The sequence below is a fragment of the Nonomuraea sp. NPDC049028 genome (assembly GCF_043197735.1).
Lineage (GTDB): Bacteria > Actinomycetota > Actinomycetes > Streptosporangiales > Streptosporangiaceae > Nonomuraea.
This window is the reverse complement of the sequence record NZ_JBICTR010000002.1, coordinates 700287-723093: the sequence shown is the minus strand read 5'-3', so window position 1 is coordinate 723093 and position 22807 is coordinate 700287. Positions and strand designations below refer to the sequence as shown.

Below are 22807 nucleotides of genomic sequence, written 5' to 3'. Positions count from 1 at the left end.
AGGCCGTGACCGAAAAGGTGGACGGCCCGAAGGCCCCGCGCGAGGACGACACCTCGCGCGGGCCCGCCTCCGGACCGGCTGAAACCCCCCGCACGCAACGACGCCTCGGCCCTTCGCCGACGGTCGCGATCGCCTTCCTTCTCCCCGCGGCCCTGCTGCTGGGAATCTGGGTGGTCTACCCCATCGTCTACTCGATCTTCCGCAGCCTGTTCGACGCGACCGGCAGCGGATTCGTGGGCCTGGGCAACTACGCCACGATCTTCACCGACGCGGGCATGCTCACCACGATCAGGAACAACCTGATCTGGGTGGTCGTCGCCCCGATCGTGGTGACGACGCTGGGCCTGATCTTCGCGGTGCTCACCGAGCGCATCAAGTGGGCGACCGCGTTCAAGCTGATCGTCTTCATGCCGATGGCGGTCTCGCTGATGGCCGCGGGCGTGATCTTCCGGCTCGTGTACGACGAGGACCCGGGCAAGGGCGTCGCCAACGCCATCCTGACCACGGTGCACGACACGTTCTCCTCCTCCCAGGGCTACCCGGACGCGCGACCCCGCGAGGGCGACCAGTCCGCGGTCGTGGCGGACAAGGGCGCGATCGTCACCAAGCAGCCCGTCCAGTCGGGCCAGCCGGTGCTGATCCCTATCGTCGGCATCAAGCCGAACATCATGCCGAGCGCCGCCCAGCCCGCCAAGGCCGCGCCGCCGGGCAACGCCCTGTCCGGAACGGTGTGGTTCGACTTCACCCCGGGCGGCGGCGGCAAGAACGGCACGCCCGACGCCACGGAGAAGGGCCTGCCCGGCATGACCGTGGAGGCGGTCAAGGACGGCCAGGTGGCCGGTACCGCCACGACGGCCGACGACGGCTCCTTCCGCTTCGACGGGCTGGCGGCGGGTTCTTATGTCGTACGGCTGCCGCAGTCGAACTTCGAGGCGGCCTACCACGGCCTGACCTGGCTCGGCCCGACGCTCATCACCCCCGCGATCATCGGCGCGTTCGTCTGGGTGTGGGCCGGGTTCGCCATGGTGCTGATCGCGGCCGGGCTGGCGGCCATCCCGCGTGACGCGCTGGAGGCGGCCCGCATCGACGGCGCCACGGAGTGGCAGGTGTTCCGCCGGATCACCGTGCCGCTGCTGTCCCCGGTGCTGCTCGTCGTCTTCGTGACGATGATCATCAATACCCTGAAGGTGTTCGACCTGGTCTTCATCATCGCGCCGCCATCGGTCCAGCCGCAGTCGAACGTGGTCGCGCTGGAGATGTGGCGGGTCTCGTTCGGCGGTGGGAACAACCAGGGGCTGGGCAGCGCGCTCGCCATCTTCCTGCTCATCCTGGTCCTCCCCTTCATGATCATGAATATCCGCCGGTTCAGAAGGGAAGACACGTGACCACGGCAACCGCCCCGGCTCCTGCCGAGGTCTACACGGGCGCTCCCCGCCGGAGTGTGATCACGCGCATCGTCGACCGTCTCGGCGGTGGCGCCATCCAGGTCGTGATGGTGCTGCTGGGCCTGTTCTGGCTGGTCCCGACGCTCGGCCTGATGGTCGTCTCGCTGCGCACCCCGGCGGTCAACGGCGCCGAGGGCTGGTGGACCATCTTCACCAAGCCCGCCGAGCTGACCATCGAGAACTACAAGAACCTCCTGGCCAGCGGCTTCACCTCCTCCTTCTGGAACACCGTGTTCATCACGGTGCCGACCACGGTCCTGGTGATCGGGATCGCCGCGATGGCCGCCTACGCGTTCGCGTGGATGGACTTCCCGGGCCGTGACCTGTCGTTCCTGATCGTGGTCGGGCTGCTCATCGTGCCGATCCAGATCGCGCTGATCCCGGTCGCCATCTTCTACGGCGGCGTCGGCATCTTCGGCACGATCCCCGGCGTGGTGCTGTTCCACGTGGCGTTCGGCCTGCCGTTCGCGATCTTCCTGCTCCGGAACTTCTTCGTCGGCATCCCGGCCTCCCTGCTGGAGGCGGCGCGGATGGACGGGGCGTCGGAGCTGAAGATCTTCGTGCGGGTGGTGTTCCCGCTCGGCAAGCCGGCGATCGCCTCGCTCGGCATCTTCCAGTTCTTGTGGGTATGGAACGACATGCTCATCGCGCTGGTCTTCGCCGACACGAACAACCAGCCGATGACCAAGCAGCTCCAGTCTCAGATGCGGCAGTTCGGGTCGAACGTCGACATCCTCTCGTCGGGCGCCTTCCTGTCGTTGATCATCCCGCTGGTCCTCTTCTTCGCCTTCCAGCGCTATTTCGTGCAGGGCATGATGGCCGGTTCGGTGAAGTAGGTCCACATGTGCCAGCCAGATGCGGGGGCATGGGCACCCGCCTGCCGAAGGGGGCAGGCGGGCGCCCGTAACGCTCTCTCTGACGGCCCCGAAAACCAGACATGAAGCTCCTCGCGGCGGCGGTCGCCACCCTCATCGCTCTCGGCCCCGGCTCCGCCGGCGCGGACGCCGGCTCCATCGGCGTGGGCGCGGCCCCCGGCGCCGAGGGCGCGGGTGATCCCTACTTCCCCCAGCAGGGCAACGGGGGCTACGACGCCACGCACTACGACCTCGCGCTGGGCTACGAGCCGGGATCCAACCAGCTGAGCGGCGTGGCAACGATCACCGCCCGGGCCACGCAGGAGCTGAGCCGCTTCGACCTGGATCTCGTCGACACCCTGGCGGTGCGGTCCGTGGTGGTGAACGGCGCGGCGGCCTCGTTCCGGCGCAGCGGCCCGGAGCTCGTGGTCACCCCGCCCGGCAGGCTGGCCTCCGGGCGCCCCTTCTCCGTCGTGGTCCGGTACGACGGCAAGCCGACATACCTGGTCGACCCGGACGGCTCACACGACGGCTGGATCCGTACGGATGACGGGGTGTTCAACGCCAACGAGCCGCAGGGGGCCATGACCTGGTATCCCGGCAATCACCACATGACGGACAAAGCCACGTACCGTTTCACGGTGACCGTGCCGAGCACGCGGGTCGCGGTGGCGAACGGCGACCTGGCGTCGAAGACGTCCCAAGGCGGTCGCACGACGTACGTGTGGGACGAGAGGGAGCCGATGGCCAGCTACCTCTCGACCGTCACCATCGGAAAGTTCCAACTTTCCGACACCAAGATCGGAAATTTCCGGGTAATAACCGCCGTGGATCCCCGGAACGCTGCGAAAGCCGGGGACTTCGCGAAGCGTCACAAGCCCATCCTTGACTACTTCGGCTCGCTCTTCGGCCCCTACCCGTTCTCCTCGACCGGCGGCATCATCGACCGCGCGTCGGACGTCGGCTACTCGCTGGAGACGCAGACCCGCCCGATCTACCCCCAGGTGCCGAGCGAGCCGCTGCTCTCCCACGAGCTCGCCCACCAGTGGTTCGGCGACGCCGTGACGCCGACACGCTGGAAGGACATCTGGCTCAACGAGGGCTTCGCCACCTACGCCGAATGGCTCTGGCAGGACAAGCTGGGCACCAAGAAGCTCCAGGACTCCTTCGACGAGGCGTACAGCCGTGCCCCGGAGGACGAGTTCTGGCAGACGCCCGCCGCCGACCCGGGCGGCGCGGCCGGCCTCTTCGGGGACCCCGTCTACTCCCGCGGCGCGATGACGCTGCACGTCCTGCGCGGCGCGGTCGGCGACCGCGCGTTCTTCACCATCCTCAGGACCTGGGTCAACGACCACAAGTACGGCAACGCGGACACCGCCGCCTTCATCGCCCTGGCCCAGCGGGTCTCGGGCCGGGATCTCGGCACGCTCTTCGACCAGTGGCTGTTCCAGCGGGGCAAGCCCACGCTGTGATCATTCTGGTACGGCCGCCCACCGGATTCGGACCGCAAGCCCTATCAGACCTGGCTAAGCTCAACAGCCATGGCCAGTCGTCCCTTGAACGAAGTCGTCGAAGCCGGATGGGCCAGTGCGCTGGAGCCCGTCTCCGAGCGCATCTCCCATATGGGCGAGTTCCTCCGCAATGAGATCGCCGAAGGCCGGCAATACCTCCCCGCGGGCGCCAACGTACTGCGCGCCTTCAACCAGCCCTTCGACGAGGTCAAGGTGCTGATCGTGGGCCAGGACCCCTACCCCACGCCCGGTCACCCCATCGGGCTGTCGTTCTCCGTCGCCGCCGACGTGCGGCCGCTGCCCGGCAGCCTGCTCAACATCTACAAGGAGATGGAGACCGACCTCGGGCTGCCGCGGCCGTCCAACGGCGACCTGACCCCGTGGGCCGACCAGGGCGTACTCCTGCTCAACAGGGTGCTCACCGTGATGCCCGGCAAGCCCGCCTCCCACCGGGGCAAGGGCTGGGAAGAGGTCACCGAGCAGGCCATCCGCGCGCTCGTGGCCCGTGACAAGCCGATGGTCGCGATCCTGTGGGGGCGCGACGCGCGCAACCTGGCGCCGATGCTCGGCAGCGTGCCGCGCATCGAGTCCGCGCACCCCTCTCCGCTGTCGGCGCGCAACGGATTCTTCGGTTCCCGGCCCTTCAGCCGGGCCAACGAGCTCCTTGTTCAGCAAGGCGCCGGTCCTGTCGAGTGGAAGCTGCCCTAGCATCTTCGCCATGAGTGATAACGAGAAGTTCCTGCGCCTGACGGTCGAGCTGACCGTCGAGGTGCTCGACGTGGACGCGCTGCAGGCCGCGGCGCTGGCCGAGATCCGGCACCCCGACGCCGACCTCACTGAGGAAGAGCGGGCCGAGCAGGTGGAGCTCGTCAACTCCGACGACACCGGCGCGTCGGCCCTGCAGTGGCTGATCGAGCCGGACCACGTCCTGCAGCTCGTCGACCACATCGACGAGATCGAGCCGCGCGAGGCCGTCCTGGGCGTCGAGCCCTCCGACGGTCCCAGCGAGGAAGAGGAAGAGGACGACCACGAGCACGCCTGAGTCCAGGGCGGGCCACGAGGTCTGTTCGATCGACATCGATCGGCATCGTGGCCCGCGCTGTGAGTTGTGAGGGGGTACTGAGTTGATCGTCGCGTTCTCGATCACGCCGCTGGGTGTCGGCGAGGGGGTCGCCGAGCCGGTCGCGCGCGCCGTCAAGGTGGTGCGGGAGAGCGGGCTGCCCAACCGGACGGACTCCATGTTCACCACCATCGAGGGTGAATGGGACGAGGTCATGGCGGTGGTCAAGCAGGCGGTGGACGCGGTGGCCGAGGTGGCGCCGCGGGTCAGCCTGGTGCTGAAGGCCGACCTCAGGGCCGGTGTCACTGACGGCATGACCAGCAAGATCGAGTCTCTGGAACGCCACCTGTCCTGACCGGCGGTTGCGACTGGGGTCGGCCAAGAAGGCGGCCCCTGACCAGCCCTGCCCTCCCTCTCGAAGGACCCCAGCCACCACGGACCGTCACGGGGATAGAGACGGTCGTGGGACGGCACCCCCCGGAACCCCAGCACCCACTGACCCGCGCAGTCCGGTCAACCGTTGCGGTCCGCAGCCGCCGCCTGCTTCCGGCCCACTCCTTTCGGGTTTCGCCCTGTCGCCCTCTAGGACATTTCGAGATATGTCTTGACCTGCCCAACAGACGCGACATATCGTGTCGCTCGACGATAACGCGATACTACGCGTTCCAGGAGGTGGGTTGAGTGCACGAGCGAGTACCCGTTCTTGTCGTCGGCGCCGGTTACGCCGGGCTGAGTGCGGCGGTGCTGCTGGCGTGGCGTGGCGTGCCCGTCATGCTGGTCGAGCGGCACCCCAGTACGTCGGTCCAGCCCAAGGCGTTCGGGATGGGCCCCAGAGCCGTCGAGTTACTGCGGCCGGTGCCCGGGGTCGAGCAGTCACTGCGGGAGATCTGGCAGGGCATCGGTGACGGCATGCGCATCGCGATCGGATCGAACCTGGCCGACCCGAACCCGCACATGATCGTGACCGGCGACGAGGACGACTTCGCCTTCCTCGCCGACATCACGCCCGCCGTCCAGGTGGGTGCCCCGCAGGCGGAGATCGAGCGGGTGCTGCGGGCCAAGGCCGAGGAGCTGGGGGCCGACCTGCGGTTCTCCACCGAGCTGGTCTCCCTGGAGCAGGACGCCGAGGGGGTCACGGCGGTCATCCGCGCCGACGGCGTCGACAGTGTCGTACGGGCCGACTACGTGGTGGCCGCCGACGGCTTCCGCAGCCCGCTCCGCGCCCAGCTCGGCATCCCCGCTTCGGGGAAGGGGGAGCTGGGGCTGATGTGCTCGATCATGTTCGATGCCGACCTGACCGGGCTGGTACGGGAGCGCGAGGTCACGCTCTGGTACCTGCGGAACGAGGTCTTCACCGGCGCCATCCTGACCGGCACGGGCGTGGGCGCGCATGTGTTGGGCGTCAACTACGACCCCGCCAGGGGTGAGAGCGAGGCCGACTTCACCGAGGAGCGCTGCGTCGAGCTGGTACGGGTGGCCACCGGCGTGCCCGACCTCGACGTACGGGTGCTCGACAAGACCACCTTCGCCATGGCGCACGTCGTGGCCGACCGCTACCGCGACGGGCGGGTGTTCCTGGCCGGCGACGCGGCTCACACGATGCCGCCCACCGGCGGGCAGGGCGGCAGCACGGCGCTCCAGGACGGCTGCGACATCGCGTGGCGGCTCTGGCTGGTGGCGACCGGGCAGGCCGGGCCGGATTTCCTCGACACCTATGACGCCGAACGCCGTCCCATCGGCACGCTGACGGCCGACGCCCAGCTCGCGAACCTCGGCCACCGGATGCCTCCCGCGATGCGTGCCGAGTACCCGGAACCGCTCGAAGATCCCATGGCCGCCATGATTGGATACCGCTACCACTCGACGGCGATCCTGGAGGAGCCCGATGACGACGGGTCGATCCTGGAGGATCCGCGCGTACCGACCGGGCGTCCGGGCAGCCGCGCCCCGCACGTTCCACTTGACTGGGACGGGCAGCTGATCTCGACCATCGACCTGTTCGGATCCGGTTTCGTGCTGATCGCCGGGCCTGGCGGGCAGAACTGGATGGACGCGGGGCGGCTGATCAAGGAGCGGTTGCGCATCCAGCTCACGCGTGTGCTGGTGGACGAGGAGCTGATGGACGTCGAAGGCTGCTGGGCGGAGAGGTACGGCGTGGACAGGGGTGGCGCCGTGCTGATCCGGCCCGACGGCTACGTCGCCTGGCGCTCGCCGTACGCCGACCCGGACCCCGCGACCACCCTCGAACGAGTGCTCCGGCAGGTGCTCAGCCGCTGACGGCGGCCCCAAGAGACGCGCCATCGGTCGCTCAGACGTGGCGCGGCCGCCCAGTTCCTCAGTCGCCTCAGAAGAGGCGTAGCTGTCCGGTCCGCTGGGCTCGTGCCTCTCCCAGCCGGAGCGCGACGACCGCGGCGAGCAGCAGAATTCCGGACAGTACGGCCAGCCCGGTCAGCTCCCCGGCCAGGTCGCCGATGCCCTGGCCGTCGAGCAGCGCACCACGTACGACCGCCAGGCTGCCGGTGAGCGGAAGCATCGAGCCGACGGCCCGGATCCAGCCGGGCAGCGCGAACACCGGCAGCCGCACCCCGCTGGCGAACCACATCGGATCGTCCAGCAGCGTGTAGAGGAAGGCGGCGTCCCTGGAGAAGATCAGCAGGCTGTTCAGGAACGCCCCCCACGCGACCGCGGGCACCAGCATGGCCAGGAAGACCACCGCGTACATGGCCGGGTGCGCCACATTCACCACGTCCAGCAGCGTGAACATCGCCACCGCGAAACAGGCGAACAGCCAGGCGTTCTGCACCAGCGCGCCGAACCCGTTGGCGATGACCACGACCAGCCGGTTCGCGGGTGACAGGAAGAGGAGTTCCAGCGTGCCGGTCTGGCGCTCGAAGGAGAAGTGCCAGGCCGACTGCACCAGCGAGAAGAAGAACGTGAAGCCGAGCGCGCCCGTGGCCAGGAAGGCGAGCAGCCGTTCCGGGTCGGCGGCGAGCGGCCAGCGTTCGGCGATGCCCGGCGTGGCGGCCAGCGGCCGGAGCGTGTAGTAGGTCTCGGCGAGCTTCAACAACGGCCAGACCAGCATCGAGAACAGGACTAGCTTGCTGCCGAAGATCTGGCGATGCTGCTTGAGCGCCTCGGCCCGCATGACCTTCATCGCGTGCCTCACGTCATCACCTGCCAGCGGCTGGTGGTGCGGCTGCCGAGCGCACATGCCGTACAGCCGGTGCCGGTCTCGGTGCGACACCACGACGGCGTCGTACCGACCTCCGCGCGGGTCCACGGTGGAGTGACGCCCATCCGGAGGCGGCACCACGTCGACGTCACGCCCAGCCCCGTGCGGCACGGCGACCAGCTCGTGTGCGGCGCGATCATGCGACCACCTCCGGGGAGCGGTCGCTCAGCGCGAGGATCGCGTCCTCGAGAGACGGCTCGACGATCTCCAGCCCGCCGAGCGCGCCGCCCGCCTCGATGATCGTCGTGGTCAGCGCCCCGGTCAGGTCGTCCGGATGGTTCAGCTCGACCACCCCGCCCGGTGCGAGCCGTACGCGGCTGTCGAAGGCCCGTACGGCGGCCTCGATCTGGGGCGACAGGTTCGTGACCGTGACCCGGACCGTACGATGGCAACCGGTCTGGGCCATCAGCTCGGCCGGCGAGCCTGCCGCGAGGTGGCGGCCGTCGCCGATCACGTACACGTGCTCGCAGAGCTGCTCGACCTCGGCCAGGTAGTGGCTGGTGAGGAGCACGCCCTTGCCCCGCTCGGCCAGCCCGGCCACGACCTTGCGCAGGTCACGGGCGATCGGCGCGTCGAGCCCCAGCGTGGGCTCGTCGAGCAGCAGGTAGTCGGGGTCGTTGATCAGCCCCCGGGCGATGGACAGGCGCTGGGTCATGCCGCGCGAATACTGTTCGACCCGGGTGGTGGCGGCGTCCGTCAGACCGACGAGTGCGAGCAGCTCTTCGATGCGCGGCTTGAGGACTTTTGTGGGGATGTCATAAAGCTGGCCGAAGTACCAGAGATTCTCCCGGCCGGTCATCCGTGCGTAGACCATGCGCTCGCCGCCGGCGATCAGGTTGATCCTCTTGCGTACGGCATGCGGCTGTCTGACCGGGTCGAGGCCGCCCACGCTGACGGTGCCGGACGTCTGCCGGAGCAGGGTGGCCAAGATCTTGATGGTGGTGGTCTTGCCCGCCCCGTTCAGCCCGAGCAGCCCGGTGACGCGGCCGCCGGGGATCGACAGGTTCAAGCCGTCAACGGCCACCTTCGCGCCGAACTCCTTACGCAGGTTCATGGTCTCGATCATCAGTAACTCCGTTCCATGGCCCTGCGCTCCGCCCAGGGCATCGCGAGTAATCCGGCGGCGGCGTAGGCGAGACCGAGCGCGACGGCGACAGCGAGGCGGCCCGGATCCAGTCCGGTGCCGCCGGTGAAGACGCCGCGGATCACGTCCATGGCGGCCGTCACCGGCACCACCTCGCCGAGCCATCGGAACGCCTCAGGCAGGTACTCCCTCGGAAAGGTGAACCCGGACAGCAGGGCTATCGCGTGGAACACACTGTTCTGGGTGATGTGTGCCTCACCGGCGACGATCATCACGTTGCTCAGCACGGCCGACATCCCGAACACCGCCAGAGCCAGCCCCGCCACGGCCAGCACGGCGTCCACCGCTCCCGTGGTCGCCGGCCGTACCCCGAACAATGCCGCGCACCCGAACAACACGGCCACCTCGACCGCCACCGCGGTGAAGGCGAACGCCGAGAACCCCAGCAGGTACGGCAGGCGCCGCGCCGGAGCGACGAGCAGCGCGCCCATGGTGCCTTCGCGCTGCTCCTGGATCATCGCCTTGCCGGTCCAGAGGATGCCGTGGACGACGAACATGTACACGCCGGCGCCCACGGCGATGTACCCGAGATAGTCGCCGGTGCCCGCCTTTCCACGGAACTCCGCGGATATCTCCCCGCCCGCCACGGCCCGCAGCCCCAGGTAGGCCAGCCCGATGGTGAAGACACCCAGCAACAAGGTGCCGATGAAGTATGACCATGGGTAGGCCCGCCTGGTCACCAACCACGACCGTCTCAGGGTCGCCCATGCCACGCTCATGAGTCTCCTTTGGGAACTGACTAAGTTTCTATCAGAGACTCACTTGACGGTAAAGTCGGGGAATGGCCAGAGAGCTGCGCTCGCAGGACGCCGACTGCTCGATCGCCCAGGCAGCCGCCGTCATGGGTGATTGGTGGAGCCTGCTCATCGTCCGCGAGGTGACCCGCGGACATCGCCGGTTCGACGACCTGCTGGGCGAGCTAGGCATTTCCCGCAAAGTCCTCACAGAACGCCTCAAGCACCTGGTGGAGCACGGGGTGCTGACTCGTGAGCCGTATCAGAGCGGGCCGGTGCGGTACGAGTACGTACTCACGGACGCGGGCTGGGCACTGGCGCCCATGCTGATCACGATGCAGGACTGGGCGGACCGCTGGCTCCTCGGCGACGGCACCCTCACGGGGGTGGCAGCCCCGCGAAGCCAGGAAGCCGCCCGCGTCCACGCCCTCCTGGGCACCCACATCCCGGACCCGCTGCAACTGCCCGCCGCCATCAACCGTCCATCGGTCGCCGTGGGACGAACCGCCTCCACGGATGAGCGCACGGCGTCGCTCGATGTCGTGGCGGACGCGCGGGCGACGGTCCTCTTCGCATACCCGTCGACGGGTATGCCCGCGCCGCTACCGCCCGGCTGGAATCAAGTCCCCGGAGCCGCGGGCTGCACGCTCGAGAACCGCATCTTCCGTGACAGGCACCCCGAGTTCGCCGGCCATGACATCGCCATCCACGGAGTGAGCACGCAACGCCCCGACGAGCAGGCCGCCTTTGCCGCCGCTGAGGACATCCCGTTCCCCCTGCTCTCGGACATGGACCTGCGCCTCGCGGCGGCTCTTCGCCTCCCCACCTTCCGCGCCGGCCAGGCCCTGCGGCTCAAGCGCCTGATCCTGGTCGTGGACCGTTTCCGGGTGATTCGCCACGTCATCTTCCCCGTACTGGACATCCCGGCCGCCATCACCGAGGCGCTGACAGCCGCCGAAGCCATCAGCTGACACAAGGCAGGCACCCGACGCAACGCAGACACCTGCCGATCCTCGTCCGGTATCCCCTCAGGCCCATCCCCCGATGCTCGCCAGAGGGTCAGTTGGCGAGTAGTTGCTCGCGCTCTGCCAGCAGTGCTCTGTGCTGGGCTTCCAGTTGCGTACTGCGACCGGCCAAGGCCTGTACGGTCTCGGTGACCCACTGGGAGATCGAGGCCACCGCGTCGCGGGTCTTGTTGATGCGCTGGTGTCTGAGCGCGTCAGTGACGATGTTGTCGAAGAACGCGTCCACGAACCACCGCGTGTCCACCTTGGGCATCTGGAGGTCGCTGACCCACCCGATGTCCGCCAGTTCGCGGGAGAAGACGTCGAGCGCTCGCTGGGCGTGCCAGGCCGCCTGGTCCGCACTCGACAGATGACTGTGTTCGATCGCGTCGGCCACCACACCGCCACCGAGCATGTCCCAGGTCGACGCGCCGCGTGCCTTGTTCAGCAGCGTCAGGACGATGCCCAGCGCCTTGCCCGCGGCCTTGCCTGCTTGCCAGGCTTCGAGGTGTTCCCTGATGTCGGCTTGCGTGTCGGCCAGTTTCTTCGATGTTCCGAGCAGCTTCTGACCGCGTTCGTCGCCCAGCCCGATCAGCAGCCGCTCCTTGTCGGCCAGCAGTTTCTCGTACGCCTGATGTGCCCCCGAGATCGAGGCCAGTTCGCGGTCGGTGGCCTCCAGGTCGGCGGTCAGATCCTCGAGCCGCCTCCGCTGGCCGTGCAGCCGCTCCCAGGCGGCCTCGGCTTCGGCTCGTTCCCTGGCCAGCCTGTCCTCCTTGGAGCCCGCGACGGGGGCCGCGACCCGGGCCAGGAAGCCACCTAGCCTGCCTTCCAGGCGGGCGACGTCGTGCTGCTCTTTGGCCAGTTGTGTCTCCAACTGGCCGGTCAGCTCGGTGACCTCCCGGATCTGGTCGGCTGTCGCCTGCCGCCGGGTGGTCAGGTGGTCGAATCGGCGAATCTGCTCGCGTGACTCACGTAATTTACGGTCAACGTCTTCGAAAGCGTCCACACGGGTTTTACGAATGGCGGCCACACGAGGTTCCTCCTGGAAGGGTATGGGCCGGTCAGATTTTCCGCGGCGCCCTGCTTGTTGGTACTTGATCTGGTTGAGCAAGGCGAGGTTTGAGGGCGTGGATCCTCGGTGCGGATCAGTACGATTCCCGCGTGACTGAAGATGATTTCTGGGAGATCGTTGAGTCATGTCGGGCTGCGAGTGGCGGGGGCTTCGCGGAGCAGGTGTGTTTTGCAGCGTGAACGGCTGCTTGCTCTCACGGTGGATGAGCTGATGAGTTTCACAGCCCTTTGGAACGCGGTGGTCAACCGCGCCTGCACCTGACCGATCTGGGACGCTGCGGCCCTGGTTTCTGGCAACCCCGAGGACTTCGACGTCGACCCGTGGGCCATGCGGTTCGATCCTGCGCGGTACGGCGACAAGGGGTTCAATGACGATGCGTTCGAGGACTTCCGCGCGTGGCTCATCGGGCAGGGACGTGTGGCGTTCGATCGGGTCGTCGACAATCCAGATAACTTCGCTGATCTGTACGACCAGCGGAACTGTGAGAGCGGCGAGCAGGCGGAGGAATACGCTTCGCAGGTCTATGAGGTCTATGAAGAACGCACCGACGCTGGGGTGCCGCTGTCGACCGCTGAGCCAAGTGGCGAATCGGTGGGTGTGGATGATGAGCAGATCGCCCGACCGCGGTTCCCTCGGCTGGCCGGGTACCGCTATCTCGGCGACGATTAGCGCCGAGTTCGGCGACTGAAGCGGCGTACCGGTTGTCCGGAGCGGTCCAGGCGCGGGCACTGAGGTTGGCTCGCCGCTGTTGACCGACTCGGTGGCGAAGATCCTGCGGAAGTCGTGCGGGGCGAACCGCACGGTCCGAAACTGCGGGTAGTGCTCGGAAAGTTCCTCGCAGCGCCGCCTGAGCTACTGCGACACCGTGGCAGGAGAGATGACCCGCCGTGTGGAGCCGTGTTGGCGCTGGAACAGGCCCGCCGCCGCGCCGCCGGGCTTCCTCCTGGAAGGTGGGTGGGCTGGCTTATGCCACGAGAGCTGAGGACGGGTCCGTCAGGTCACAGCCGAGGACGGTCGGCATGTCGTGGGTGGTGCGGTGGGTGGCGCACAGCCAGTCGTTGAGGGAGCCGCTGAAGCCCGATGGTGGGCCCACCTTGAGGTGGGTGACCTGGCCTGTGCCTGGAGGTCTGTCGGTCCTGAGGTAGGCGACCTGGCCCGCGCCTGGAACTGGGGCGACCTTGAGCCGGCCGATGCGGCCGATGCGGCCGTGGCTGGTCGGGTCGGTGTCACAGGGGGTGAGGTGGACGGTGAAGGGTGAGCCGCCGTGCCCGGCTGAGGCCACTATTCGCACGTGGTCGTCGATCGAGCGCTCGGTGGCGTCCGGGTGGGTCGCGAGGAAGGCCAGGTGATCGGTGACGAGGTGGTGTGCCACTCTGCGGAGCAGGCTCGTGGCGCACAGGCTGTGGGCGCAGGCTGCGCCGTCCAAGGTGATCTCGGGCAGGGCGAAGCGACGCAGGCCCCGGGAGGTGACGCGCAGGCAGTCGCAGGCGCCGGTGTCAGCCGGGTCCCACGGCGGGCAGGTGGCGTCCCCGTGCACCTGCACGTCCCAGCCCAGCCAGTCGTCGGCCAGGCGGAACACGGGCGACTCACCGATGGCCGGAAAGGCGACCGGCTCGTCTCCCCGCCGACGACCGACCGCCCCGGACCCCGGCCCGGCGACGACCGACCCAAAAACCGACCCGGACACCGGACCAGAGGTCAGCCCGGACACCGGCCTAGAAACCGCCCCGGAGACGGATCCGGACACCGGCCCGGCTACTCGTCTGGGTACCGGTCCAGAGGTCGGCCCAGAGACCGACCCGGACACCGGTTCAGAGGTTGGTTGGAAGTCGCCGGTGCTGGGTGGTGGCGAGGGAGTGGGCGGGATGTCGGCGTGTCGATCGCAGCTGAGCAGTGTGATGCCCGTCAGCGGATCTATGACCAGACCCTCGCACTCCTGTGCCACCGCGCGCGCCGCCGCGCGGGCTACCTGGGTGCTGGTGGGCAAGGCGTGCGGGGGTGCTGTCGAGGAGACCAGGACGTGCTGCTGAGCTCGGCGGAGCAGATGGCGCTCCTCGATCGCGAGCGTGACACCGGCCGGTCTCCAAGGGGAGCGGTGATGGGTGACGGTCAGGAGCGGGCTGCCCAGGGCGGCGCTCACCGCCCGTCTGTAGGGTCTGCCGACCCGCCATGGCATGAACGACTCGATGTCGAAAGGGACGTGCACGACGGGGACGACGAAGTGGGACGTCAGGCGGGCAGGCAGGGGGAGAGTGATCTTCACGTAAGCCTCCGGGGGTGCGGTGGGGCACCAGGATCGGTGATCGGGAGGTGGAGGCGTGGAGGCGAACGGCGTTCTGGGGATAAGTTTCGGCAGATGGGGCCGGGGCTGTGGACAAAGGACATCCGTCGCAGTTCCTGCGGGGCGCCGGATGGTCAGACAGCTGATCCAGGTCCGCTCTTCTGACCGCTAGGGGACCTGAAGATCGCCATGCTCTGCCCAGGTAGCCAAACCCCATCCTCACCAGCGGCGACCGGCTCATCAGACGCCAGCAGCGCCGCCCCCACAGACACCGGCAGCGTCACCGAGTCCGCCCCGAAATTGACGGTGACGCACAGCGATCCCCTCCACATCACCAGCCACTTCCCGTCCGGGTCGAACTCCACCCGGACGCTGTCGAAATGCGGGTCCGACAGCTCGGGCAGCGCCTTGCGCAGTGCGATCAGGTCGCGGTACCAGCACAGCAGCGACCAGTGGACCTCCTGTTTCACCTCGTCCCAGTCGAGCTTGGAGCGCAGGAACGTCTCCTCACGCGACGGGTCGGGAGCGTCCCACGCGTACCCGAATCCGTCGAACTCCTGCTCCCTGCGCCCGCCCTCGCTCTCCCGCAACTGCGGGTCGACGTGGTCGGAGAAGAACAGGAACGGCGTACCGGCCCCCCACTCCTCCCCCATGAACAGCATCGGGGTGAACGGGGAGGTCAGCAGCAGTCCGGCGCCGAGTTTGAGCGCGGAGACGGGCAGCCGGTCGCCCAGGGGCCGGTTGCCGATCTGGTCGTGGTTCTGCAGGCAGGCGACGAGCCGGTGGCCGGGCACTCCGGCGTACGGCGCCCCGTGCGTACGGCCACGGAAGCTCGACCAGCCGCCCTCGTGTACGACACCGCGGGTCAGTGCCTTGGCCAGCGCGGACAGGTCGGTGAAGTCGGCGTAGTAGCCGTGGCTCTCGCCGCTCACCGCGCAGTGCAGCGCGTGGTGGACGTCATCGTCCCACTGCGCGGTCATTCCCAGCCCGCCCGCGTCGAGGGAGCGGACCATGTGCGGGTCGTTGAGGTCGGATTCGGCGATGAGCGACAGCGGCCTGCCCACCGCGCAGGACAGCGCGTCCACCTGGTCGGACAGCTCGGCCAGCAGGTGGGTGGCGCGCTTGTCGTGCAGCGCGTGCACGGCGTCGAGCCGCAGGCCGTCGATGTGGTAGTCGCGCAGCCACTGCAGGGCGTTCTCGATGAAGTAGCGGCGTACCTCGTCGGACCCCGGCCCGTCGAGATTGACCGCCTCGCCCCAGTAGCTCCCGCTGAACCCGGCGAAGTAAGGGCCGAAGGGGTGCAGGAAGTTGCCCGACGGTCCCAGGTGGTTGTAGACGACGTCGAGCAGGACGCCGATACCGGCGCGATGGCAGGCGTCGACGAAGGACTTGAGCCCGTCGGGGCCGCCGTACGTCTCGTTGACCGCGTACAGGTCCACCCCGTCATAGCCCCAATTACGCCCCCCGGGCACCGGAGCCACCGGCATGACCTCCACGAAGTCCACGGACAGCTCGACGAGATGCGGCAGCTTCTCGATCGCTGCCTCGAACGTGCCGGCTGGGGTGAATGTCCCGATGTGCAGCTCGTAGATCACCGAGCCGCGCAGGTCACGGCCGGTCCACTCGTGGTCGGCCCACGTGTACCGCGCGTGGTCGTAGACGGCGCTGGGCCCGAAGACGCCATCGGGCTGGCGGCGGGAGCGGGGGTCGGGGTACGGGCCTTCGCCGTCGAGTACGTACCGGTAGCGAGTCCCATGCCCGGCCTCCGGTACGTCGGCCGCCCACCAGCCGCCCGCACCGGCGGTCATCGCGCGGCGCCCGTCGAGGACGTCCTCCAGGTCGACCTCCACAGTCGTGGCATTCGGAGCCCACACCTCAAAGATCATGTCTCTCCAGCAGCGCGACGGGGTATCGGGCGAGCAGGTGAGCGAGCGGGACGCGGCCGGTGAAGACACCGCCGGTCAGCAGTTCGCGCCAGGTGCCGGTCGGGAGGGTCAGCGTGGTGCCGCCCCAGCCGAGGCACATCTCCCGCTCCCCAGGCCATACATCCGGGGTCAGCGCGTCCGCAGTCTGTGCTCCAGAGGCGCGGCGGGCGAGGCGGACGGGCAGGCGCGTGGCGACCGCGACCGCGCGCGGCGGCTCGTCACCGCGGGCGAAGGCGATCGCGTGCTCCGCCGCCTCCCCTTCCGCCAGAAGCGGTGTGTACGGCGCCGCGGGGTCGAGCCGGCGGCGCAGCCGCAGCGCCTGGGTCGTCACGGCGAGCTTGGCCGCGTCCCAGCGGGACACCGGCGACCGCCCGAACGTCACCGGCCGCCGATTGTCCGGGTCGACCAGCGAGAAATCGGTCATCTCATTGCCCTGGTAGACGTCCGGCACCCCCGGCATCATCAGCTGGACGAGCTTGGCCCCGAGCGAGTTGGCCATGGCGAAGGCGCCGATGCGCTCGGTGAACTCACCCACCGGCAGCTTCACGGCCGCCGCAGAAAAGTCGCGAAGCCGCTGTTCATACCCCGGATCCGGATTTATCCAGGAAATGGAGGTCTTGGCCTCCCGGGCCGCCTTGAGCAGGTATTCGGCGAACCGTTCGCCGGAGATCGGCCAGGCCGCCATCAGGTTCTGCCAGGCCAGATAGTCGAGCCGCGGATCGAAGCTCACGGCCGCTGACCATTCCGACACCGCCTCCGCCCACTCCCCGGGCAGCTCCGACAGCACGGCCAGCCGGGCGCGTACGTCTTCCGACCGCTTGGTGTCGTGCGTGGACAGCGTGGTCATCGTGTACGGCCGCAGGTCACGGCAGAACGCGTGGAAGTCCGGCACCGAGACGCCGAACAGGTCCGGATCGCCGCCGACCTCGTTCAGACACGACAGCGGGAACCACCGGTATAGCGCCGTGTCCTCGACCCCCTTGGCCATGACCGGCCCGCAGGTCTGCTGGAAACGCGTGATCACGTCGTCGGGGCCGTACAGGACCTGCTGGACGAATGGTTGCACGGCGGGCGAGCATGCGTCGGCGGCCCGCTCGACGATCTCCACCGATGCGGGCGGCGGCGGCTCGCCCGGCACCATGTACGCCCGGTACACCGGCATCGCGGCGAGCAACTCGGCGACGGCGGCCGGCGGGCAACCGGCGGCGCGGGCCAGGCGGCGCACCTCGGCGCCGAAGAACAGCTCGATCACCTCGCGCTTGGACTCCGCCACCACCGGCCGGAAGTCGCCGGGCAGGCCGGTGAGCCGGGTGAACAGCTCGACCAGCGGCGCCTCACCGGCCGGGTCGACGAACAGGCCGTTGACGCGGTTCAGCACCTCGTAGCCGGTGGTGCCCTCGCAGTCCCAGTCCTCGGGCAGCCGCTCGTCGCCGATCAGGATCTTCTCCACGACCGTCCAGGCGCCGCCGGACCTGGCGCGCAGGCGTTCGAGGTAGCCGCGCGGATCGGCGAGCCCGTCCGGATGATCGACCCGCAGCCCGTCGGCCAGGCCCTCGTCGAGCAGCCAGAAGATCACCTCGTGCGTGGCGAAGAGCACCTCGGGGTCCTCGACCCGCAGCCCGATCAGCGTCGACACGTCGAAGAAGCGCCGGTAGCCCGGCCCCTGACGCCAGTCGACCAGCCGATAGTGCCCGGGGTGGGGGAAGACGTGCTCGTGGTAGCGCAGCACGTCGCCGTCGACCACCGGCTCGACGTCGTCGCCGAGCACCGGCAGCGCCACCTTCCCGCCGTCCCAGTCGATGTCGAACCAGGCGGCGTACGGGGAGGCCGGGCCTTCGGCGAGTACGGACCAGAACTGGGCGTTGATCGTGTTCATGTGGTTGGGCACGATGTCGAGGATGATGCCGAGATCGTGTGCGGCCAGCTGCTCGGCCATCTCCCGAAACCCCTTGGCGCCGCCGAACTCCGCCCTGATCCTGGAGTGGTCCGTGACGTCGTAGCCGTGCAGCGAGCCGGGCGTCGCCTGCAGGATCGGCGACAGGAACACGTGGCTGACCCCCAGATCCCGCAGATATGCGGCGATCTCCCCCACCTGGGCGAACCCGAAGTCGGGCGTCAGCTGGACCCGATAGGTCGAGACCGGCCTAGACACGACGGAGCACCCGCACGCTGCGACCAGGCACCGCGACCCCTTCCCCGGCTCGGCACATCCGGACGTCGAGGATGATCGGCATGGCGGTGTCGATCTCGGTCTGCCACATCTCGCCGTAGTCCTTGGGGATCGTGAACGTGATCATGTCGTGGTGGGCGTTGAACAGCAGCAGGAACGAGTCATCCCTGATCGGCCGGCCGCGCCGGTCGGGCTCGGTGATGGCCTCGCCGTTGAGGAAGACGGCCAGCGACTTGGCGTAGCCGACGTTCCAGTCGCTGTCGGTCATCTCCTCCCCCGACGGGGTGAGCCAGGCGATGTCGTTCAGGCCGCGTACCGGTTTGCCGTAGAAGAAGCGCCTGCGCCGGAAGACCGGATGCTTCTTGCGCAGCGCGGCCAGCCGCTGCGTGAACTCCAGCAGCAGCCAGTTCTCCCTGACGTCGGACCAGTCGACCCAGGTCAGCTCGTTGTCCTGGCAGTAGCCGTTGTTGTTGCCTTGCTGGGTGCGGCCCAGCTCGTCGCCATGGGACAGCATCGGCACGCCCTGCGACAGGAAGAGCGTGGTCAGGAAGTTGCGCTTCTGCTGCTCGCGCAGCGACTCGATGGCCAGACCCGCCGGGCCCTCCGCGCCGCAGTTCCAGGACCGGTTGTCGTCGGTGCCGTCGCGGTTGCCCTCCTTGTTGGCCTCGTTGTGCTTGACGTCGTACGAGACCAGGTCCTGCAGGGTGAAACCGTCGTGGCAGGTGACGAAGTTGATCGAGGCGGCGGGCCGGCGGCTGTCGTCCAGGTAGAGGTCGCTGGAGCCGGTGAACCGGGAGCCGAACTCCGGCAGCGTCGCCGGCTGCCCGCGCCACAGGTCGCGGATGGTGTCGCGGTAGCGGCCGTTCCACTCGGTCCATCGTGAGGGGAAGTTGCCGACCTGGTAACCGCCCGGCCCGAGGTCCCACGGCTCGGCGATCAGCTTGACCTGCGACAACACCGGGTCCTGCTGGACCAGGTCGAAGAAGGAGCTCAGCCGGTCGACCTCGTGCAGCTCACGGGCCAGGGTCGAGGCCAGGTCGAAGCGGAACCCGTCGACGTGCATCTCGATGACCCAGTAGCGGAGCGAGTCCATGATCATCTGAAGCGCGTGGGGCGAGCGCATGAGCAGGCTGTTGCCGGTGCCCGTGGTGTCCAGGTAGTAGCGCTTGTCGCCGTCGACCAGCCGGTAGTAGTCGGGGTTGTCGATCCCCCTGAGGGACAGCGTCGGCCCGAGGTGGTTGCCCTCGGCCGTGTGGTTGTAGACGACGTCGAGGATGACCTCGATCCCCGCCTCGTGCAGCGCCCGCACCATGGCCTTGAACTCCAGCACCTGACCACCCCGCTGCCCCTGGCTGGAGTAGCGGTTGTGCGGCGCGAAGAAGCCGATCGAGTTGTAGCCCCAGTAGTTGGACAGCCCGCGCTGCTCCAGGAGGTCGTCGGTGACGTATTGGTGGACGGGCATCAGCTCGAGCGCCGTCACGCCGAGCTTGGTGAGGTGGTCGATGATCTCCGGGTAACCCAGCGCGGCGTACGTGCCGCGCAGGTGCTCGGGGATCTTCGGGTTGCTGATCGTCAGGCCGCGCACGTGCGCCTCGTAGATCACGGTGTCGTGGTACGGCGTGGCGGGTGGCCGGTCGTGGCCCCACCCGAAGAACGGATTTATCACGATAGAGCGGTGGACATAGGGCGCCGAGTCGGCGTCATTGCGCGCGTCGGGCTGGCCGAAAGGGTAACCGTAGACCGCCTCGTTCCAGGTGACGCCACCCTCGATCGCCATCGCGTACGGGTCGAGCAGCAGCTTGGCCGGATTGCACCGCAAGCCCCGTTCCGGCTCGTACGGCCCGTGGACGCGATACCCGTAGCGCTGGCCCGGACCTATGCCCGGCAGATAACCGTGCCAGATGAACCCGTCGACCTCGGTCAGCGGCACCCTGGACTCGACGTTGGCCTCGTCGAAAAGGCACAGTTCGACCTTGTCCGCGACCTCCGTATAAAGCGAGAAATTGGTGCCTGCCCCGTCATATGTCGCACCGAGAGGATAGGGGTCTCCCGGCCAGATTTCGATCATCGAGGCTCCCTTGCCGTCTTTCCCCATGTTCCGTTCCCGCGCTCCGCCGGACAAGCCCAGCCTCGAAGGAGGCGTCCGGCCCTGGCTGATCACAGGTCCTTCCCACCAGACGGCTGAACACGCTTCCTGCCGGTGGGCAGCCTCTGACGAAGGCAACCCACGTAGACGTAGCTGCGGGGAAGGGTTTGACCGTTCTTTGCCCGGCTATTTACCGATGCCATGGGCGGTTTCAAGAAGTTCCTGTTACGCGGCAACATCGTCGAGCTGGCGATCGCGGTGATCGTCGGCGCCACCTTCAGCGGACTCGTGCAGGCGCTGGTCGCCGACCTGATCACCCCGCTGATCGGGGCGGTCACCGGGGGGAGGCAGCCGAACTTCGCCGAATACTCCTTCACCGTCAACGGGAGCGAGTTCAAGTACGGTGACTTCCTCAATCACCTGCTCACCTTCCTGATCATCGCGGCGGTGGTCTACTGGCTGGTCGTGCTGCCGATGAACCGGCTGATCAGCCTGTTCGACAAGGACGAGGCCGCGACGACCCGGCCGTGCCCCGAATGTCTGAGTGACATCCCCCTTGAGGCGCGCCGATGCGCTCACTGCACGGCGCAGCTGGTTCCGGAGTCGGAGAAGCCGCGCTAGAGGCGGTCATGAAGCCGGGCGTTCCCGCTTGTGCGGGGGTGAGTGCCACCAACTGCTGCTCAATCCGACAAGATGAGCGGGTGAGCGTTGAGTTGATGGTCTGGGACGAGTCCGCGCCGATCAGCCGGGATCAGGCGCGGGCCGCCTACCTGGCGGTCAAGAAGACCGAACCCGTCGCGGGCGAGGTGCCGGAGGTGGCCAAGGAGCTGCCCGGCGTGGTCACGGTCTATCCGGGACATCTCCTGGTGACGATGGACCTCGACACGATGGACGAGATGTCGGCCCAGGTGTTCACCATCGCGCGGGCTCATGGTCTGGTCTGCTACGACCCGCAGCGCGATCTCGTGCACAACGTGGCGCCGCTCGGTGTCTACGAGGGCATGCAGCTCCACACCGGTGACGGGATGATCGTCCACGACCCGGACCTCGGGCTGGTGCACGACGTGCTGGCCACCATGTCGCCACAGAACCCGTTCGTCACGCTGGTGAACTTCGGGCGCCACTTCATCCAGGTCTCCCCCGGCTACGAGCTGGAGTACAAGGAGGCGGCGCTGGCGCGGACGATGGTGGCCGAGCTGGCGGAGGTGCAGCGGGCCTTCCAGGAGTACGCCACCGGGGACCGGTCGTTCCTGGCCCGCCACGAGTGGACCGCCTGAACGACTGGACGTCTGAGAGGTCCAGGCTTAGACGACCTCGCGCAGCAGGTCAGGGTTGACGTTGCCGCCGGACAGCACCAGGACCGCCCGGCCCTCGGGGACGCGCCCCGACAGGTAGGCCGCCGTCGTGACCGCCCCGCTCGGCTCGGCCACCAGGCGGGCCGAGCGGGCCAGGTGGCCCATGGCGTGGCGGATCTCGTCCTCCGACACGGTGACGATGCCGTCGAGGTGCTCGCGTAGGTGCGCGAACGTCAGCTCCGACAGATCGGCCCGCAGCCCGTCGGCGATCGTACGGAAGGTCCGGGCCGGCTCCCAGGGGACCACGTGGCCGGCCGCCAGGCTCTCGGCCGCGTCGGCGGCGAGTTCGGGTTCGACACCCAGCACGGTGGCCTCCGGCCGCAGCGCCTTGACGGCCGCGGCGATGCCCGAGGCGAGTCCGCCACCGCTGACCGGTACGACCACCACCTCGACGTCCGGCAGGTCCGCGACGATCTCCAGCCCGATGGTGCCCTGCCCGGCGATCACCGCCAGATGGTCGTACGGCGGGATCATGGTGAGCCCCCGCTCCTCGGCCAGCTTGAGTGCCCCGACGATCCGCTGCTCGGGCGGCACGACGACCAGCTCGGCGCCATGTCCCTTGATCGCCGCCGCCTTGACCTCGGGTGTCCCCTCGGGCACCACGATGACGCACGGCACCCCGAACTGCTTGGCCGCGTACGCCAGCGCCTGGCCGTGATTGCCGGAGGAGTGGGTGACGACCCCGTCGGGCCGCAGCGCCGCGACGGCGTTGTAGGCGCCGCGGATCTTGAACGACCCGACCCGCTGCAGGCTCTCCGGCTTGACCCAGACCTCCCCCATGGGCACCAGCGGGGTCCGCACCGCGACCGGCTTGATGCGCTGGGCCGCGTCCCGGATGTCATCGATCGTCACCAGCTCCATGGCCTCACCCTAGTCTCGGTGAAGAGCAGGCCATATCGGCTAAGTTCCGGAAGGAATCAACCACAGGAGCGCG

Annotated in this window: 21 protein-coding genes; 11 read left to right on the top strand and 10 right to left on the bottom strand. The window is 68.4% G+C overall.

The features are described 5' to 3' along the window. The first annotated feature begins 5 nt into the window (after window positions 1-5). From ACGFJ2_RS09460 to ACGFJ2_RS09430, 7 genes are all read left to right on the top strand, one after another. On the top strand, window positions 6-1385 hold the full coding sequence (locus tag ACGFJ2_RS09460; RefSeq protein ID WP_357942531.1) for an ABC transporter permease subunit: 1380 nt from the start codon (window positions 6-8) through the stop codon (window positions 1383-1385). After that, window positions 1382-2281 (top strand): carbohydrate ABC transporter permease, encoded by a 900-nt coding sequence (locus tag ACGFJ2_RS09455; RefSeq protein ID WP_393466493.1) that lies wholly within the window; start codon window positions 1382-1384, stop codon window positions 2279-2281. The genes ACGFJ2_RS09460 and ACGFJ2_RS09455 overlap by 4 nt, the downstream gene beginning before the upstream one ends. A 101-nt stretch (window positions 2282-2382) precedes the next feature. Continuing rightward, complete coding sequence (locus ACGFJ2_RS09450; RefSeq protein ID WP_393466490.1) at window positions 2383-3771, top strand: M1 family metallopeptidase; 1389 nt, start codon at window positions 2383-2385, stop codon at window positions 3769-3771. A gap of 69 nt (window positions 3772-3840) precedes the next feature. Then, on the top strand, window positions 3841-4518 hold the full coding sequence (locus ACGFJ2_RS09445) for a uracil-DNA glycosylase (protein ID WP_225290308.1): 678 nt from the start codon (window positions 3841-3843) through the stop codon (window positions 4516-4518). A 10-nt stretch (window positions 4519-4528) separates the two neighbouring features. Further along, window positions 4529-4852, top strand: a complete 324-nt coding sequence (locus ACGFJ2_RS09440; RefSeq protein ID WP_357646772.1) for a hypothetical protein — start codon at window positions 4529-4531, stop codon at window positions 4850-4852. Window positions 4853-4934: 82 nt separating this feature from the next. After that, on the top strand, window positions 4935-5225 hold the full coding sequence (locus ACGFJ2_RS09435) for an MTH1187 family thiamine-binding protein (RefSeq protein WP_357942525.1): 291 nt from the start codon (window positions 4935-4937) through the stop codon (window positions 5223-5225). 326 nt (window positions 5226-5551) lie between these two features. Beyond that, window positions 5552-7147 (top strand): FAD-dependent monooxygenase, encoded by a 1596-nt coding sequence (locus tag ACGFJ2_RS09430; protein WP_357942523.1) that lies wholly within the window; start codon window positions 5552-5554, stop codon window positions 7145-7147. Window positions 7148-7214: 67 nt separating this feature from the next. Here ACGFJ2_RS09430 and ACGFJ2_RS09425 read toward each other — a convergent pair whose 3' ends face one another. The 4 genes from ACGFJ2_RS09425 to ACGFJ2_RS09410 are packed head-to-tail and all read right to left on the bottom strand — an operon-like array spanning window position 7215 to window position 9965. Further along, on the bottom strand, window positions 7215-8036 hold the full coding sequence (locus ACGFJ2_RS09425; protein WP_393466485.1) for an ABC transporter permease: 822 nt from the start codon (window positions 8034-8036) through the stop codon (window positions 7215-7217). After that, window positions 8033-8242 carry a hypothetical protein gene (locus ACGFJ2_RS09420; protein WP_357942519.1) on the bottom strand — a complete coding sequence of 70 codons (210 nt, stop codon included), beginning with the start codon at window positions 8240-8242 and terminating at the stop codon, window positions 8033-8035. The genes ACGFJ2_RS09425 and ACGFJ2_RS09420 overlap by 4 nt, the downstream gene beginning before the upstream one ends. Continuing rightward, the gene (locus ACGFJ2_RS09415; protein WP_393466482.1) at window positions 8239-9168 is read right to left on the bottom strand and encodes an ABC transporter ATP-binding protein; all 930 of its coding nucleotides are present in this window, start codon (window positions 9166-9168) and stop codon (window positions 8239-8241) included. The genes ACGFJ2_RS09420 and ACGFJ2_RS09415 overlap by 4 nt, the downstream gene beginning before the upstream one ends. Next, window positions 9168-9965 carry an ABC transporter permease gene (locus ACGFJ2_RS09410; protein WP_393466479.1) on the bottom strand — a complete coding sequence of 266 codons (798 nt, stop codon included), beginning with the start codon at window positions 9963-9965 and terminating at the stop codon, window positions 9168-9170. The genes ACGFJ2_RS09415 and ACGFJ2_RS09410 overlap by 1 nt, the downstream gene beginning before the upstream one ends. A gap of 62 nt (window positions 9966-10027) precedes the next feature. Between ACGFJ2_RS09410 and ACGFJ2_RS09405 the strand changes: the two genes are divergently transcribed. Continuing rightward, complete coding sequence (locus tag ACGFJ2_RS09405; protein WP_393466476.1) at window positions 10028-10951, top strand: winged helix-turn-helix transcriptional regulator; 924 nt, start codon at window positions 10028-10030, stop codon at window positions 10949-10951. Window positions 10952-11039: 88 nt separating this feature from the next. On the opposite strand, the gene ACGFJ2_RS09400 is transcribed toward ACGFJ2_RS09405, so the two are convergent. Continuing rightward, window positions 11040-11990, bottom strand: coding sequence for a hypothetical protein (locus ACGFJ2_RS09400; protein WP_393466473.1), 951 nt, complete (start codon window positions 11988-11990; stop codon window positions 11040-11042). A gap of 393 nt (window positions 11991-12383) precedes the next feature. On the opposite strand from ACGFJ2_RS09400, the gene ACGFJ2_RS09395 reads away from it, so the two are divergent. Continuing rightward, window positions 12384-12725: a DUF4240 domain-containing protein gene (locus tag ACGFJ2_RS09395; RefSeq protein ID WP_393466470.1), complete on the top strand. Its 342-nt coding sequence runs from the start codon at window positions 12384-12386 to the stop codon at window positions 12723-12725. Between the two features lie 295 nt (window positions 12726-13020). On the opposite strand, the gene ACGFJ2_RS09390 is transcribed toward ACGFJ2_RS09395, so the two are convergent. The 4 genes from ACGFJ2_RS09390 to glgX form a co-directional block, all read right to left on the bottom strand. Then, window positions 13021-14319: a hypothetical protein gene (locus ACGFJ2_RS09390; protein WP_393466467.1), complete on the bottom strand. Its 1299-nt coding sequence runs from the start codon at window positions 14317-14319 to the stop codon at window positions 13021-13023. Between the two features lie 152 nt (window positions 14320-14471). Continuing rightward, window positions 14472-16223 (bottom strand): malto-oligosyltrehalose trehalohydrolase, encoded by a 1752-nt coding sequence (gene treZ / locus ACGFJ2_RS09385; protein WP_393466464.1) that lies wholly within the window; start codon window positions 16221-16223, stop codon window positions 14472-14474. Beyond that, a complete protein-coding gene (treY, locus tag ACGFJ2_RS09380) occupies window positions 16213-18414 on the bottom strand; it encodes a malto-oligosyltrehalose synthase (RefSeq protein WP_393466461.1) in 2202 nt (733 codons plus the stop codon). The genes treZ and treY overlap by 11 nt, the downstream gene beginning before the upstream one ends. Continuing rightward, a complete protein-coding gene (gene glgX, locus ACGFJ2_RS09375) occupies window positions 18407-20500 on the bottom strand; it encodes a glycogen debranching protein GlgX (protein WP_393466458.1) in 2094 nt (697 codons plus the stop codon). The genes treY and glgX overlap by 8 nt, the downstream gene beginning before the upstream one ends. A 219-nt stretch (window positions 20501-20719) precedes the next feature. On the opposite strand from glgX, the gene mscL reads away from it, so the two are divergent. Both mscL and ACGFJ2_RS09365 read left to right on the top strand, forming a co-directional pair. Then, window positions 20720-21139: a large conductance mechanosensitive channel protein MscL gene (gene mscL / locus ACGFJ2_RS09370; RefSeq protein ID WP_393466455.1), complete on the top strand. Its 420-nt coding sequence runs from the start codon at window positions 20720-20722 to the stop codon at window positions 21137-21139. Window positions 21140-21219: 80 nt separating this feature from the next. Next, entirely contained in the window at window positions 21220-21795 is a 576-nt protein-coding gene (locus ACGFJ2_RS09365) for a hypothetical protein (protein WP_357942496.1), read from the top strand. Between the two features lie 27 nt (window positions 21796-21822). On the opposite strand, the gene ACGFJ2_RS09360 is transcribed toward ACGFJ2_RS09365, so the two are convergent. Then, on the bottom strand, window positions 21823-22734 hold the full coding sequence (locus ACGFJ2_RS09360) for a threonine/serine dehydratase (protein WP_393466452.1): 912 nt from the start codon (window positions 22732-22734) through the stop codon (window positions 21823-21825). Window positions 22735-22807: the final 73 nt, after the last annotated feature.